The 14,653-nt window shown below is 59.9% G+C and carries 14 protein-coding genes and 1 tRNA gene; 6 read left to right on the top strand and 9 right to left on the bottom strand.

What is annotated here, in order from left to right:
* Both RH950_RS12735 and RH950_RS12730 read left to right on the top strand, forming a co-directional pair.
* A complete protein-coding gene (locus tag RH950_RS12735; protein WP_350057294.1) occupies positions 1-951 on the top strand; it encodes an ABC transporter permease in 951 nt (316 codons plus the stop codon).
* Positions 952-965: 14 nt separating this feature from the next.
* Entirely contained in the window at positions 966-2,240 is a 1,275-nt protein-coding gene (locus tag RH950_RS12730; protein WP_350057292.1) for an amidohydrolase family protein, read from the top strand.
* On the opposite strand, the gene RH950_RS12725 is transcribed toward RH950_RS12730, so the two are convergent.
* Entirely contained in the window at positions 2,237-3,376 is a 1,140-nt protein-coding gene (locus RH950_RS12725) for an aminotransferase class V-fold PLP-dependent enzyme (protein ID WP_350057290.1), read from the bottom strand. The genes RH950_RS12730 and RH950_RS12725 overlap by 4 nt on opposite strands.
* 161 nt (positions 3,377-3,537) lie before the next feature.
* Here RH950_RS12725 and RH950_RS12720 point away from each other — a divergent pair, with 161 nt between their 5' ends.
* Positions 3,538-4,443 carry a glycosyltransferase family 17 protein gene (locus tag RH950_RS12720; protein ID WP_350057288.1) on the top strand — a complete coding sequence of 302 codons (906 nt, stop codon included), beginning with the start codon at positions 3,538-3,540 and terminating at the stop codon, positions 4,441-4,443.
* A gap of 68 nt (positions 4,444-4,511) precedes the next feature.
* Here the strand turns inward: RH950_RS12720 and RH950_RS12715 are convergent, their stop codons facing one another.
* The 3 genes from RH950_RS12715 to RH950_RS12705 all read right to left on the bottom strand — a co-directional run bounded on the left by RH950_RS12715 (position 4,512) and on the right by RH950_RS12705 (position 6,264).
* Positions 4,512-5,075 carry a PAS domain-containing protein gene (locus tag RH950_RS12715; protein ID WP_350057286.1) on the bottom strand — a complete coding sequence of 188 codons (564 nt, stop codon included), beginning with the start codon at positions 5,073-5,075 and terminating at the stop codon, positions 4,512-4,514.
* A 214-nt stretch (positions 5,076-5,289) separates the two neighbouring features.
* Positions 5,290-5,379: transfer RNA gene (locus tag RH950_RS12710), tRNA-Ser, on the bottom strand.
* Between the two features lie 168 nt (positions 5,380-5,547).
* Complete coding sequence (locus RH950_RS12705; protein WP_350057284.1) at positions 5,548-6,264, bottom strand: response regulator transcription factor; 717 nt, start codon at positions 6,262-6,264, stop codon at positions 5,548-5,550.
* Positions 6,265-6,698: 434 nt separating this feature from the next.
* Here RH950_RS12705 and RH950_RS12700 point away from each other — a divergent pair, with 434 nt between their 5' ends.
* Positions 6,699-7,418 (top strand): FadR/GntR family transcriptional regulator, encoded by a 720-nt coding sequence (locus RH950_RS12700; protein ID WP_350057282.1) that lies wholly within the window; start codon positions 6,699-6,701, stop codon positions 7,416-7,418.
* Positions 7,419-7,461: 43 nt separating this feature from the next.
* The gene (locus RH950_RS12695; RefSeq protein WP_350057280.1) at positions 7,462-8,367 is read left to right on the top strand and encodes an SMP-30/gluconolactonase/LRE family protein; all 906 of its coding nucleotides are present in this window, start codon (positions 7,462-7,464) and stop codon (positions 8,365-8,367) included.
* 11 nt (positions 8,368-8,378) lie between these two features.
* Here the strand turns inward: RH950_RS12695 and RH950_RS12690 are convergent, their stop codons facing one another.
* The 5 genes from RH950_RS12690 to RH950_RS12670 all read right to left on the bottom strand — a co-directional run bounded on the left by RH950_RS12690 (position 8,379) and on the right by RH950_RS12670 (position 13,320).
* Entirely contained in the window at positions 8,379-9,662 is a 1,284-nt protein-coding gene (locus RH950_RS12690; RefSeq protein ID WP_350057278.1) for a TRAP transporter large permease, read from the bottom strand.
* A gap of 13 nt (positions 9,663-9,675) precedes the next feature.
* Complete coding sequence (locus RH950_RS12685; RefSeq protein WP_350057276.1) at positions 9,676-10,176, bottom strand: TRAP transporter small permease; 501 nt, start codon at positions 10,174-10,176, stop codon at positions 9,676-9,678.
* Positions 10,177-10,354: 178 nt separating this feature from the next.
* Positions 10,355-11,341, bottom strand: coding sequence for a TRAP transporter substrate-binding protein (locus RH950_RS12680; RefSeq protein ID WP_350057274.1), 987 nt, complete (start codon positions 11,339-11,341; stop codon positions 10,355-10,357).
* A gap of 174 nt (positions 11,342-11,515) precedes the next feature.
* Positions 11,516-12,442, bottom strand: a complete 927-nt coding sequence (gene kdgD, locus RH950_RS12675) for a 5-dehydro-4-deoxyglucarate dehydratase (RefSeq protein ID WP_350057272.1) — start codon at positions 12,440-12,442, stop codon at positions 11,516-11,518.
* Positions 12,443-12,504: 62 nt separating this feature from the next.
* On the bottom strand, positions 12,505-13,320 hold the full coding sequence (locus RH950_RS12670; protein WP_350057270.1) for an NAD-dependent epimerase/dehydratase family protein: 816 nt from the start codon (positions 13,318-13,320) through the stop codon (positions 12,505-12,507).
* 306 nt (positions 13,321-13,626) lie between these two features.
* Between RH950_RS12670 and RH950_RS12665 the strand changes: the two genes are divergently transcribed.
* Positions 13,627-14,604: a lytic murein transglycosylase gene (locus RH950_RS12665; protein ID WP_350057268.1), complete on the top strand. Its 978-nt coding sequence runs from the start codon at positions 13,627-13,629 to the stop codon at positions 14,602-14,604.
* Positions 14,605-14,653 lie beyond the last annotated feature (49 nt).

The raw sequence follows: 14,653 nt of genomic DNA, 5'->3' as shown, positions 1-14,653 counted from the left end.
ATGACCGGCGACTTTCTCGAAATTCTCCTCAGCGCCGGCTTCTGGGCCGCCACGATCCGGATCGTCAGTCCGCTGATCTTCGGTACGCTCGGCGAGTTGATCTGCGAGCGGGCGGGGGTGCTCAATCTCGGCATCGAAGGCATCATGACGATGGGAGCCATGGCCGGATGGATGTGGGTCTTCCAGGGTGGGGATCTGTGGGGCGGTATCGTCTTCGCTGCATTCATCGGCGCGCTGTTCGGATTGTTTCACGCGAGTTTCACGGTTTATCTCGGGCTCTCGCAACATGTGACGGGGATCGGTATTACGCTCTTTGCCTCCTCGCTCAGCTACTATGTCTTCCGCATGTTGCTGCCGAACGCGACAACGCCGCCGAAGATCGTCCCGTTCCAGCCCTATGCCATTCCCGGACTCTCCGATATTCCGGTGATCGGCGAGGCGCTGTTCAGCCAGACGCCGCTGACCTACCTGGCCCTGCTCTCCGTTCCCGCCGTCTGGTACGTACTGGAACGGACCCCGCTGGGCTTGGCGGTACGCATGGCAGGCGAGAACCCGGTCGCGGTCGAATCCCAGGGCATCGACGTGCTGGCGGTGCGGACCGGTGCCGTCATGGTTGGCAGCGCTTTCATGGCCATCGGCGGCGCCTTCATTACCATGAGCGCTTTCGACGCCTTTTATTTCGGGATGATCAACGGCCGCGGCTGGATCTGTGTCGCGCTGGTCATCTTCGCCTCCTGGCGGCCCGGCAAGGCGCTACTCGGCGCACTGCTGTTCGCCGGGCTCGATGCCTTGCAGGTCCGTGCCCAGCAGCTTGCAGGCGCGCAGATTCCCTACCAGTTCTTCCTCATGGCGCCCTACGTGCTCTCCATCGCCGCAATGGTGGTGATGTCCCGGCGCGCCAGCTACCCCAAAGCGCTGCTGGTCCCGTTCCGGCGCGGCGACCGCGTTTAACGAAAGCCCGACTTATGCTCGATATCATGATCACGAATGCCACGCTGCCCAACGGCCGTGCGGACCAGTCCATCGCCATTCAGGACGACCGTATCGTCGAGGTCGGCCCGACTGTTACAGGCGATGCGGGCAGGGTGATCGATGCCGGCGGCTGTCTCGTCACGCCGCCCTTCATCGACCCACATTTCCATCTGGATTCGACCCTCAGCCTCGGCGAGCCGCGGCTGAACCAGTCCGGCACCCTGCTGGAAGGTATCCAGCTCTGGGGTGAGCTGAAGCCGCACCTGACCGGGGACGCGATCAAGCAGCGGGTGCGGGAACTGGCACGCTGGTCCATCGCCAAGGGCACGCTGGCCATCCGCAGTCATGTCGACACGTCCGATCCAAGACTGCTGAACGTGGATGCGCTGATCGAAGTGCGGGAAGAGCTGAAGCCCTATATCGACATCCAGCTTGTCGCCTTTCCGCAGGACGGCTATTTCCGCTCGCCCGGCGCGGCCGAGAACCTCGCCCGCGCCCTGGACAAGGGCGTCGACGTCGTCGGCGGCATCCCGCATTTCGAGCGCACCATGGAAGACGGAGCCCGGTCGGTGCGCGCCCTTTGCAAGATCGCGGCAGACCGAGGCCTCCGGGTCGACATGCATTGCGACGAGACGGACGATCCGATGTCCCGCCATATCGAGACGCTGACGGCAGAGACCAAGCGGCTCGGGCTGGAGGGCAGGGTGGCCGGCTCGCACCTGACATCCATGCATTCCATGGACAATTACTATGTCTCGAAGCTGCTGCCGCAGATGGCGGAAAGCCGGATGCACGCAATCCCGAACCCGTTGATCAACATCACTCTGCAGGGCCGGCACGACAGCTATCCGAAGCGCCGGGGCATGACCCGGGTGAAGGAAATGACCGCCGCCGGGATCAATGTCGCGCTCGGCCATGACTGCGTGATGGACCCATGGTACAGCCTCGGTAGCCACGACATGCTGGAGGTCGCGCACATGGCCGTGCATGTCGGCCAGATGACCGGCGTGGACGAGATGAAGGCCATGTTTGCCGCCGTCACGGAAAATTCGGCAAAGGCCATGGGGCTGGAAGGCTACGGCATCTCGAAGGGATCAAACGCTGATCTGGTAATCCTGCAGTCGGGCGATGCAATGGAAGCCATCCGGCTTAAACCGAATCGGCTGTTTGTCATTCGCAGGGGGCAGGTGATCGCCGAAGCGCCACCGCAAATGAGCACGGTCAGCATCGGCGGCGCGCGCCACCAGGTCGATTTCCGCCGGTCCTAGCGCAATTCCGCATCGAGGGCCGTGAACAGGCGATCCACATCGGCCTCGTCGTTGAACAGATAGGGGCTGATCCGCAACGCGCCGTTCCGGAAGACGACATGGACACCGCGCGCGGCAAGCCGGGCCGTGAGATCTTTCGGCCAGGGCTGGTCCCGATAGAGACCGATGAAATGCCCGATGCGCCGGCCTTTCGGCGGGCAGGTGAAGCCGCGTTCCTGTGCGCGGTCGGCGATCCCGTCCACGAGTCCGGTCAGATAGGTGTGTATCGCGGCCGGAGACCATTCCGTGATCTGCTCCAGCGCCGTGACGCACATGGGCGTATGGATCATGCTGTCCGCCGCCCCCATGTCGAAACGCCGCGCATTCGGCTTCAGACACCCGCCGAGGCCGCTGCCTGTCTCCATCGACGGGGCGCCGGTCCGCGAGGCGTGGTTCAGCTCCAGCGGCATGCCGTTCTGGTGCTTCGGTGCTACATACATGAACCCCATCATGTCCGGACAGAGCAGCCATTTGTAACCGGAAGCGACGACGAAATCGGCCGGGACCGTCTCGAGATTCAGCGGCTTCACACCGAGCGACTGGGTGGCATCGACGACAAGCGGTATGCCGCGCCTGACACATTCGGCGGCAATAGGCTCCAGCTCGACGAGCGCCCCGTCGCACCAGTGACAGTTCGGCAGCGCAACGATGCCGACACGATCGTCCAGCGCTTCCAGAACCGGCCCGGTCCAGTCGAAATCCGCACCGCGCGGCACAAACCGGACGGAACCACCGGCACGCGCCGCCAGCCGCTCCCAAGCATAGACATTCGACGGAAACTGCGCCTCCAGGACAAGAATGTCCTGCCCGGGCGCCAAGGCGAGGTTGGCCGCAGCGGACGCGATTCCGTAACTCGTCGAAAAGACGATCGCCACATCATCCGCCGGCGCACCGAGCAAACCGCCAAACAATTCCCGGCAGCGCTCCATCTCGCCCGGCAGGGCCGCGCGCTCCGCAATCCACGGCATGAGCTTGCGCCTGAGCCCACGTTCACCGGCGGCAAAACTGGTCCTGAGACAGGGAGACTGGCTCGCCGTATTGAAATAGGTGAGCCCGGCCGGCAGATCGAACAGCTCCCGCTGGCAGTTGAGAGGCATGAGATGGTCTCCGATAGGACTGTGCGCAATCTGCCTTCCGGCCGCGCGCCGGATTTCACACTGCACGGAAAAAATTTTCGCCTCAAGCATGGCCATGCTTGGCAGCGGCCAGCGGTTCCGCTAAGCAGCGAAACTGCCCGCCCGCGCTTACGAGAACGCCAATGACCGTCTACGACTGTTTCATGTTCAATAACGAGCTCGACATACTTGAGCTCCGCCTGCGCGAACTTGAGGATGTCGTTGACCGGTTCGTCCTGGTTGAAGCGGCCGAAGCGCATAGTGGCATCGCCAAGCCGCTGCACTATGACGAGAACAAGGCCCGGTTCGCGCGCTGGTCGGATCGGATCACTCATATCGAGATCGGCTCGTTTCCGCCGAACCTTGATGCATGGGGCAAGGAAAATGCCCAGCGCAACGCGCTCTCCTACGGACTGAAAAATATCGCGGACGACGATCTGGTCATCATTTCAGATGTGGATGAAATTCCACGCGCCTCCGCCATCAGAGAGGTCCTGACCCGCCGGGACGTGGATGTGGTCGGCCTGCAGCTCACCCATTTCAATCTTCGTCTGAACTATCTGCAAGTCGACGGCGACGATCCTGTCTTTGTCTGGCCCGTGGCAGCCTGGGGCCATGCCTTCAAACAAAGCAGTCCGCAGAAATTGCGGGATTTCAGGCTTACCTTGAAAATCAAGATGCTGAACAACCGGCTCGATTCCAACCTGGCCGTTCTTAAACATGCAGGATGGCATTTTTCCTATATCGGCAACGACGAGCATGTCCGCCTGAAACTCGCGAGCTTCGCACACCGCGAACTTGCAGTTTCAGAGGTGCTCGAAAAGCATGGTGTGGAAGCGGCAATGCACCGGAGAATGGATATTCTGGGCCGGTCTGAATTCCGTTGGATCGGGGTTGCGGTGAATGATTACTTTCCGGAAGAGATCAGGGCAAATCCTGAAAAATATGCGCCAATGCTGCTGACGCCATGCCGGTACGAGATCGATGTCGCGGCTGTTCCGGAAACAGGGCTCATGGTGCTTAAGCGCATAACGGACAGAAAAGCCTAGCCCGAACCGCTTCAGGTGCGACATGGCTGGAGTCAACGCAGCGATACGGCCAGATATGGGACAGGCATCTATTCCGCCGTTTTCGATGGGTGTTCTATATGGGACCACCTGAACAGCCGGACCCTTTGGTCTCCCACGAGACCGGTGGCCAAACTGGTTTCACTGACAAAATTGGTGATGCCAACGAGATGGCTCGGGGTTACTCCGTCATTGGCAAATGGCAGCACCATACGCTCCCCCAGCACATGGAAACCCTGAGTCGACATGTGGTCGGTCACAACGAAAAAACCTGCAGGCCTATCCCGCACCTCCCGCCATCTCTTCAGGATCGCCGTAGCGCCCTCGGCTTTCATGATGTCAGTGATCCGTGCGCCTTTCAGATTGCGGCCGTAGCGTTGCGTATGATTGTCGCCTGTTATCCGATAGACGAAGTCATCCCCGGGCAAAATATCCACGACAAAAATGTGTGCCAGCGCCCAGGGAATATCAACCGGGTCCAGATCGGCAAAGGATGGCATCGCCCGATCGCCACGCAATGCAAGCCAATGACCGAGAAAGCGGTGATGAAGTGTCGATGCATCGGGCGGCACCAGATCAGAAATCGGAACCAGAATGTCTTTTTGGATTTCCATCAATTCGCTCGTGTCCGTCTCACAGATCCAACATCGCGGCGGGCATAGCCCCGCTGACTTGACGCTGTTTTTAGTGGTCAGTGTTTAAGGCTTCCTTACGCACATTCACCTGCCGAGCGGGCGGATCGCGATTGTCCGAATCAGATGGTTTCTGCGCGTCGTCCCAGAAACCACGCTATTTCTTCGAGAATGAGGTTCTGAACACAAGGCGATGTGGCGGATGGGGTGGGATTCGAACCCACGAGACGGTCTCCCGCCTGCCGGTTTTCAAGACCGGTGCCTTCAACCGCTCGGCCACCCATCCGCAAATAGCGTTCCAGATCAGTACAGGCAGAATTGCCCCCGAACGCTGATTGGTCACAATCGTCATCCCGCCAAACTGGCGGAGCCGAGTGTCTATACGCAAGCTTGTCGCCTCCCGCAACTGTGTTCAGTGCCAGACAGGAAAAGTAACGGCAGGCGAACAGGAACTCTAACGAAAGCTGGCGACCAGCCGGTAACCGACGCCATGGACCGTTTCGATGATGTTCGCTTTGCTGCCCAGATGCGCATGGAGTTTGAGCCGGGTGCGGTAGAGGGCTTTGTCGACCGCCCGCGGGGTGGCATCGCCGTCCTCGTCCATGGCTGCCAGAATCCTGTCACGATGCACCGCATGGCCGCAATTCCTGACCAGGACCTCCATGATCCGGAATTCTGACTCCGTCAGGTTTTCGGATGCACCACTGTCGAAAAACACCTTCCGGGCGATAAGATCAATAAACCATCCATCGAACTCAAACCGTGTTGCCTCCGGCACAGACCGGCGCTGTTCCAGGCGGGTCATGAGGTTGCGAATGCGGGCGACCAGTTCGCGTGGGTGGACCGGTTTTTCAAGGTACTCGTCCGCGCCGGACTCAAGCCCAACCAAGCGATTTCGGAAATCCGCGCTCGCCGTTGCGACAACAATACCGGCATTGGAATTCTGCCGGACCGGATTGATCAGTGAAAGTCCATTGCCGTCCGGTAGCTGAAGGTCGATCACGACCACATCGAATTCTTCATGCTCGATATGCGTCCGCGCCTCGGCAAGCGTTGTGGCGGTCGTCGTTTGATATCCGGCGGAGACCAATATCGCGCTCAGGATATCCCGCGCCGCGTCATTGTCCTCCACAAGCAGAATGCGTCCGGTATCAGACTCGAAACCGGTCACGCTCGTGATCTTCTAATCAATTTCATGCCAAGTGATAGCTTGCAACGGAACATCAGATAGAAAAAAAAATCTCACGTTTGCGGCGGCAGGAGGACACATTCTAAGTCCGGGAACCGCTTCCAGTCCACGCGTTTCAAATCACAGAATAACGTCTCAGGCATACGACATGATGATTCCGGCATGTGCTCCCTATCGCCAAAGATTGCCACAGAACGGCATCCAGCAGTGCGCCTTGGGCCCTGCATGCGCTGCCGGATTTCCCGGACGGCCCGGAAGCAACCGATTATGTGCGGATTGAAGTTTTGGCTCGCGCGGTACGTCGTCCCGGCGGGAGCCGGTCTCTCAAAAGGAGCCAAAATGGATTTGATCAATAGCCGGAATTAATCCTACATGTAAGGATCAGTAATCATATCTCGCCGAAGCGACAAGGTCCCATGTCAAAGCCCTACAAGGTTCAAGCCGGACGTAATCTGACTCAGGAAACAACAGCCGCATTGCGCACGAAAATCGCAACGGGGCCGATGAAGGCAGGTGACCGGCTGCCGACGGAGAAAGAACTTGAAGCCGAGTTTGGTGTCAGCCGCACCGTCATCCGAGAAGCCGTCGCCGTCCTGAAGGCGGACGGACTGGTTGAGCCGAGACGCGGTGCCGGCATTTTTGTCCTGGATCCTGACGGCACAAGAAACAAGACGATGCCCTCGTTCCAGCCGGACGGGGTCCATGGCACCCTTGATCTGCTCGAGCTGCGGATGGCCGTCGAGATCGAAGCGGCCGGACTCGCCGCCACCCGCCGCAGCCTGTCTCAGGATGCCCGGATCAGGGAGAACCTGAGCCAGTTCGAGCGCGCCGTGGAGACCGGCGCCTCGGCCGTCGACGTTGATGCCGCCTTCCATATCGCCATCGCCCAGGGCACAAACAACGAGTTGTTCACCACGTTCCTGAAGTCGCTCGGCAAGGCCGCCATTCCGCGCAGTACCCTGTCCGAACCGGACCGCGAGCGGCTCATCGACCGGTCCTATCTCGAGCGGGTCAATAACGAGCACAGGGCGATCGCCGACGCGATCACCGCCGGCGACGCGGACGGCGCACGGTCGGCCATGCGGGCGCATCTGAGCGGCAGCATAACGCGGTACCGGAAGTCCCTCTCTTCCTGAAGCGCAACACCATCCAAGCAGAGTCAGTCAACGGGGGACAGCAATGAATGTCGCGGTTGAGTGCGTCCTTGATGCCAGGGCCACGCTCGGTGAGGGGGCGGTGTGGGATACATCCGCCAACGCACTCTGGTGGGTCGATATCGCCGCTCCGGCGCTGCACAGGTTTCATCCGGAAGCAGCCCGAAACGACACATGGAAGATGCCCTCCGCCATCGGCTGTGTCGCGCCGCGTCTGTCCGGCGGCACGATCGTCGGGCTCGAGGAGGGCTGGTGCGCGTTCGACCCGGCCGATGGATCGGTCACCGTGCTCAACGACATGGCGCCCGGCCGCGCAACGCACCGCTTCAATGACGGCGCCGTCGACACGGCCGGGCGCTTCTGGGCCGGCACCATGCCGAAAGCCGGACCGCGCGATGCCGCCGCGGGTGAGCAGGGCGACGGGACATTGTTCTGTCTGGAGCCGGACCGGAGCTGCCGGACAGTCCTTGAAGGGCTCTATATCCAGAACGGACTGGCCTTCTCGCCGGACGGAAAGCGGATGTATCTCTCTGACAGCTACAAGCCGATCCGGACGATCTGGGTGTTCGACTATGATGTCGATACCGGGACTCCGACGAACCGGCGCGTCTTCTTCGATACCCACGCGGCCGCAGGACGGCCGGACGGCGCGGCGATGGACGCCGAGGGCTGTTACTGGATGGCAGGTGTCGATGGCTGGCAGATCCTCCGGCTGACGCCTGACGGAGTGGTCGACAGGACCATTTCCGTCCCTGTGGAAAAGCCTACCTGCCTTGCCTTTGGCGGCCCGCGGCTGGACCAGCTTTATATCACCAGCATGGGCAGCGGCCTGATCACCCCCGGCACCGAAAACCGCCAGCCCCAAGCCGGCGGCGTCTTCGTTTGCGAGCCTGGTGTTACCGGCTACGCCCCGCCGCCGTGCGGGGCCTGATCTGCAGCAGCTTATCCCGCGATGAGACGCGGCAGGGTCAGAGAAATCGCCGGGATGAACGTGGTCAGCATGAGCGCGACAAAAATGGCCGCATAGAACGGCCAGATCGTCCGCACGGCGCGCTCGATCGGAACATTTCCAACCGCACATCCAAGGAACAGACAGGCGCCGACCGGCGGGGTGCAGAGGCCAAGGCCCAGATTCATCATCAGGATCATGCCGAACTGCACCGGATCCATGCCGAGAGAGATCACGACTGGCAAAAAGATCGGGGTGCAGATCAGGATCAGCGCCGCCATGTCCATGATCATGCCAAGGATGAGCAACATGCCGTTGATCATCAACAGGATGGCGATCGGGTTCTCGGTCACGCCGGTCATGAATTCGATCATCCGGGTCGGTACCTGGTAGAAGGTCAGCATGTAGGCGAAGGCCGAAGCCGAGGCCACCAGGATCAGCACCATGGAGGTCGTGCGAACCGAGTTCAGGACGGCGGTCTTGAAAGCTGTCCAGCTCAGGGACCGATAGACGATCAGCGTGACCGCGAACGCGTAAAGCGTCCCGAACGCACCGGATTCCGTCACCGTGAAGATGCCCGAGAGAACGCCGCCAACGATTATAACGGCCGTGAACAGGCCGGGCAGGGCGGTGATGAAGCTCATGAAGAGGGCGAGAAACCCCGGAAACACCTCGACGCCATATCCCCGGCGAACCGCGATCAGATATGCGGAGACAGCCAGACAGACGCACATGAGGACACCGGGAACGACGCCGGCCAGGAAGAGTTGCGAGATCGAAATGCCGCCGCCGGCCGCGATGGCAAACAGGATCATGTTGTGAGACGGCGGCACCATGATGCCGGCGATCGACGAGGTTACCGTGACATTGACCGCATAATCATCGTCGTATCCTTTTTCCTTCATCACCGGAATCAGGATTGAGCCGAGCGCCGATATATCCGCCACGGCCGATCCTGAAATACCCCCGAACAGCATGGACGAGAACACATTCACCACACCGAGCCCGCCACGCACCCAGCCAATGGCCGCGGACGCAAACCGGACCAGGCGGATGGCAATGCCGCCGTGAAACATCAACTCCCCGGCAAAGATGAAAAACGGGATCGCCATCAGGGAAAAGACGTTGATGCCGGAAATGATCCGCTGGAATGCAATGACGAGCGGCAGACCCTCGACGAAAAACCCGGTCACCGCAGCGATAGCGAGAGCAAAAGCCACCGGCACGCCGATGACGACGCAGACGGCGAATACGCCGAGCAGAATGAGAAGACCCATTGAAATTTCCCGGTCAGCGCTGAATGGAAGAGGGGGGATCACGGTCCAGGAAGAACCGGATCAGATGACCAATCGAATAGATGAGACAGGCTGCACCGCAGAATGTCAGCGGAACGGCCCGGAGCCCCTCGGGCAAGTTGATGAGGGGGATCTCCGTGTCCCATTTGAACAGGACCAGAACATAGGTCTGCACCATCATGACCGAACCGAAGACCGCCATGATCAGGTAGACGAGGAAATCCATCGCTCTCTGTACGGGCCGCGGTGCCATATCACGGAAAAACGAGACTCCGAGATGCGATCTCTCATGCACGCCGGTCGACGCTCCGACGAAACCAATCAGGACAACCAGCAGCAGGGCAACCTGCTCGACCCAGGTCGGCGTCGCATTCAGAACGTACCGGCCGAAAACCAGCCACCCAAAAATCACGGTCAGGACAACCATAGACGTCCCGGCGACCCACAGGCTGGTGCGACACAGCCCATCCAGCCCCTGATAGAAGAGACGGAGCACAGCCGCCGCTCCATTTAACCGTGTCGTGCCGGCGCCAGAATCGGCGCCGCTGGAATGCATGGAAGTCATCTGAAATCCCGACTCGAAAATGCCGCGCACGGCACGCTGCAAAGCGGATGTCAAAAAATGCCACCGAAGGAACACAGGTGGTTCCTCCGGTGGCCACGGGACAGGAGACCTACTGCGTAGCCTGGATTGCTGCGACGAGCGGCTTCAGTTCCTCATTGGTCGCCAGGAACTTATCGAAGACCGGCTTCATGGCGTTCTGGAACGCTGCCTTGTCAGCCACGTCATTGAACTTGACCCCGGCTTTCATCACCATCTGACGGCTTGCCTCGGCCCGCTTGTCCCACAACTCGCGCTGCAGGACGGCTGATTCGCGCGCCGCATCCTTGACTGCGGCCTTGTCCGCATCGGAGAGCCCGTTATAGAGATCGGCATTGATGCAGACGCATTCCGGAATAATCAGGTGCTGGGACAGGGAATAGTAGCCCGCAACCTCGAAATGGCCGGTCGACTCATAGGACGGCCAGTTGTTTTCCGCGCCGTCGACCACCCCGGTCTTCAAAGACTGGTACACTTCGGAGAAGGCCATCGGAGACGGGTTCCCGCCAAGCGCTGAAATCATTCCGGAATAGAGATCGTTGTTCATCACCCGGACCTTCATGCCCTGGACATCGGCCGGCGTGTTGATCGGATGTTTTGAGTTGTAGAATGAGCGCGCGCCGGAATCATACCAGGCAAGCGCGACCATTCCCTTCTTTGCCATGCCGGCGCTGATCTGGTCTCCCGGTGCGCCGTCCATGGCCCGGTGCATATGCGCCATGTCCTTGAAGATGAACGGCAGGGACACGACGTTCGCTTCCGGCGCAACCGGACCGATCGGTCCGAGATTGAAATTGCCGATTTCCATGCCGCCGATGCGAAGCTGCTCAATGGCGTCCGGTTGGCTGCCCATGACGCCGGAATGAAACATTTTAAGGGTGATCCGCCCATCGGTCTTCTGCGCCAGAAGCTCCGCGAACTTGTCCATCGCGACCGTATTCGGATATCCGGGCTTGTGGATGTTCCAGCCTTTCCACTCGGCTGAGTCCGCGCTGACAGAAACCCCGGCCGTCAGCATGACTGCAAAAGCGGCTGACCCGATTTTATGCATTATCGACATTGTTGTTCCTCCCATTTGGCCTGGCTGTGACGCCGGGGCCGATGCACCACCTGTATGATTTTTCTGCGTTGGTGCCTGTTTCCGGATTGCGGCACTTCATGCGCCGTCTGTTTCCTAAAAAAAGTATGCCTCCTTTTCGAATTTGGTCAATCTAATGAAAAATTAGTCTTACTTTTAAGCGGCATCGGCCATTTGAGATGCCTCCATCACCGCCGAAAGCTCTTCAATATCGGCGTCCGTGGCGCTTGACAGCGGCGGCCGCACCGGTCCCGGGTCACGGCCAACAGCCCGCAACCCGCCCTTGATCAGACTGACCGGGTAGCCCGGAACGCGATCGCGGATATTCGCAAATGGGTAGAAGAACCGCTTCAGGATATCGTCCATCAGCACGCGGTCTCCGGACCTCATGGCGTCGAAGAACTTCAGCGCCAACTCAGGCACGAAATTGAAGACGGCAGAGGAATAGGTGCTGAAGCCGGCAGCATCGTAGGCTGCGGCAAAAAGCTCGTGGGTCGGCATCCCGCCGACATAGACCAGCCGGTCGCCCAGCATGGTCCGGATCCGGGTCACAAGATCGATCTCGCCAACCCCGTCCTTGAAGCCGATCAGGTTCGGGCAATCATCCGCAAGCCGCGCGATGCTGTCCGCAGTGAGAACCGATGTCGCCCGGTTATAGACGACGACACCGATGGAGACCGCATCGCACACCGCCTTTACATGCGCCATCTGACCGGCCTGCGTTCCGGACATCAGATAGGTCGGCAGCAGCAACAGGCCATCCGCGCCGGCGGCTTCCGCAGCCCGTGCATCGGCGATCGCCCGCACGGTATTTACACCGCAGCCGGCAACAACCGGACAGCGTCCGTCCGCGGCTTCGACGGCGGCCCGGATGATGGCCGGAAACTCATCCTGTCCGAGCGAGAAATACTCCCCCGTTCCGCCAGCGGCAAACAGCGTGGCCGCGTCATAGGACGCAAGCCAGGACACGTGCTCCTGATAGGGTTTCGGTGCAAAATCCAGATTGCTGTCAAAATGCGTGACCGGAAAGGACAGCAGGCCCGTGGCCATGCGGGCTTTGAGCTCTTGGGGCGATAAAGACACGGTGGTCCTCCTGAACGGTTTGGTTCAAAAGCGGGGGAGTGAATTCGGCGTTTCAGGTGCGGCTAGCGCGCTCCGACGCGGGATGGATCGCCTTTGTATCCGTTACTGGCAAAGGGACCGCCCTGAACCGCCAGTCCGACCTTGTCTCCGGGTTCCGGCACCCCGGACGTATCGACCTCGGTCGCCCACACGTCCGATGAGTCTTCCGGCGTGTAGCCGAGCCGCCGCGCGGTCTTGTTGTCCCACCAGGTCCGCGAATTGTCGGACATGCCAAAGACAATTTCGTGATGCAGGTCAGGTGTGTCGAGACCGATACGACAGAGCTGTGTCAAGTCTCTGATGCTCACCCAGGAGCCCAGTGTTCTCTGGGTTTCGGGCTTTTCGAAGCACCAGCCGATCCGGATGGAAAGGATCCCGAGGCCGTAATTGTCCGCAAAATACTGCGACAGCGCCTCGCCGAAAACCTTGCTGAGACCATAGCGGCAGTCAGGGCGCGGACGCTCCGAACCGTCCAGGATCTGTCCTCTCGGGTAGAAACCGACGGCGTGATTGGAACTGGCGAAGACAATCCGCTTCACACCCGCCTTGTATGCCGCCTCGTAGAGCCGGTATGTCCCGTCAATATTGGTGCGGAGGATATCCTCCCAGTCCTGCTCGACGGATATGCCGCCGAGATGGATGATCCCGTCGACGCCGTCGACGATCCGCGCCAGATCTTCCGCACGGGTCAGGTCGGCCAGTTCGACTTCCTCCCCGAGACCCGGTGCCCCTAAATCAACCATGTCGGTTACACGCAGAATCGGGTAAATCCCGGCGAGTGCCGGACGCATCCGTTTTCCGATACCGCCTCCGGCCCCCGTGAGCAGAACTCGTCTCATTTGTATTCTCTTAAATAATATCAATTTGGATAATTAGGATACTTAACACGATCAATCTGTCCAGACAGAATTCCGCTGACGCTTAACTTTGAGCGGGAAAGTTTGAAAAACTCCGGTGGCGCACGGCGTCGCCAGCGTCAGATTCGCTGAGGCGGCCGTTTTTCCGTGCCTTAATCCGCGCGAAAACAGTTCCCTATGTTCAAGGGCTTGCATGTGCACTTTGCGCTTTCTTGCGAGTGCATGCCCCCTATGCCACAACATGCTGCATTGCATTTCGCACCACAGGCTGGGCACGGGCACGCAGACATGTTGAAAAAAATCCTGATACTTGCCGGACTGCTTTCGGCAAGCACATTCACCACTGCTTATGCAGCCGCGCCCCAGCCATTCGAAGCCTGGGTGGCCGAATTGAAGGCCGAGGCTGAAATGCAGGGCATCAGCAAATCGATTCTCGACCAGGCCTTTGCCGGCACGGCGCCGATTCCCCGCGTGATCGAACTGGACCGCAAGCAGCCCGAATTCACCCTGACATTCGAGCAGTACCTGACCCGCGTCGTTCCAAAAAGCCGGATCGAAAAGGGCCGCGCCATGTTGCAGGAAAACAAGGCGCTGCTGACGGAAGTCTCGGCGAAATACGGAGTTCAGCCGCGGTTTATCGTGGCCCTCTGGGGTGTTGAGACCGATTTTGGCCGGGTTACCGGCGGCTTTCCCGTTATCGATTCCCTCGCCACGCTGGCCTATGACGGGCGTCGCAGCGCCTTCTTCCGCAAGGAGCTGCTGCTTGCCCTGAAAATCCTCGACGAGGGACATATTGCTCCCGGCGACATGAAGGGATCCTGGGCCGGCGCCATGGGACAGAGCCAGTTCATGCCGTCCAGCTTTCATAACTTTGCTGTCGATTATGACGGCGACGGGCACAAGGATATCTGGAACACCAGGGCTGATATCTTTGGCTCCATCGCCAATTATCTCTCCAGGTCCGGCTGGAACAGCAGCGAGACCTGGGGACGGGCGGTTCTTCTGCCCGCGACTTTCGACAAGTCGCTGGTTGACTCAAAAATCACAAAAACGATGCGCGAATGGGAAGCGCTCGGCGTGACCCGCCGCGATGGCGGACCGCTGCCGAGCCGCAATCTGACCAGCCAGCTTGTAGTCCCGGGAGACGGCGAACTGGCACCGGCGTATCTTGCCTATTCGAACTACGAGGTCATCCTGAAGTGGAACCGCTCCAGCTACTTCGCGACGGCGGTCGGCACGCTTGCGGAAGCAATCGGCAGTGAATAGTTCGCCGCGAAATTGACTACGAAATATGGTAGGGTAACGACTGAAAATG

The sequence above is a fragment of the Nisaea sp. genome (assembly GCF_040217065.1).
Lineage (GTDB): Bacteria > Pseudomonadota > Alphaproteobacteria > Thalassobaculales > Thalassobaculaceae > Nisaea.
This window is presented reverse-complemented; position numbering and strand designations above follow the sequence as displayed.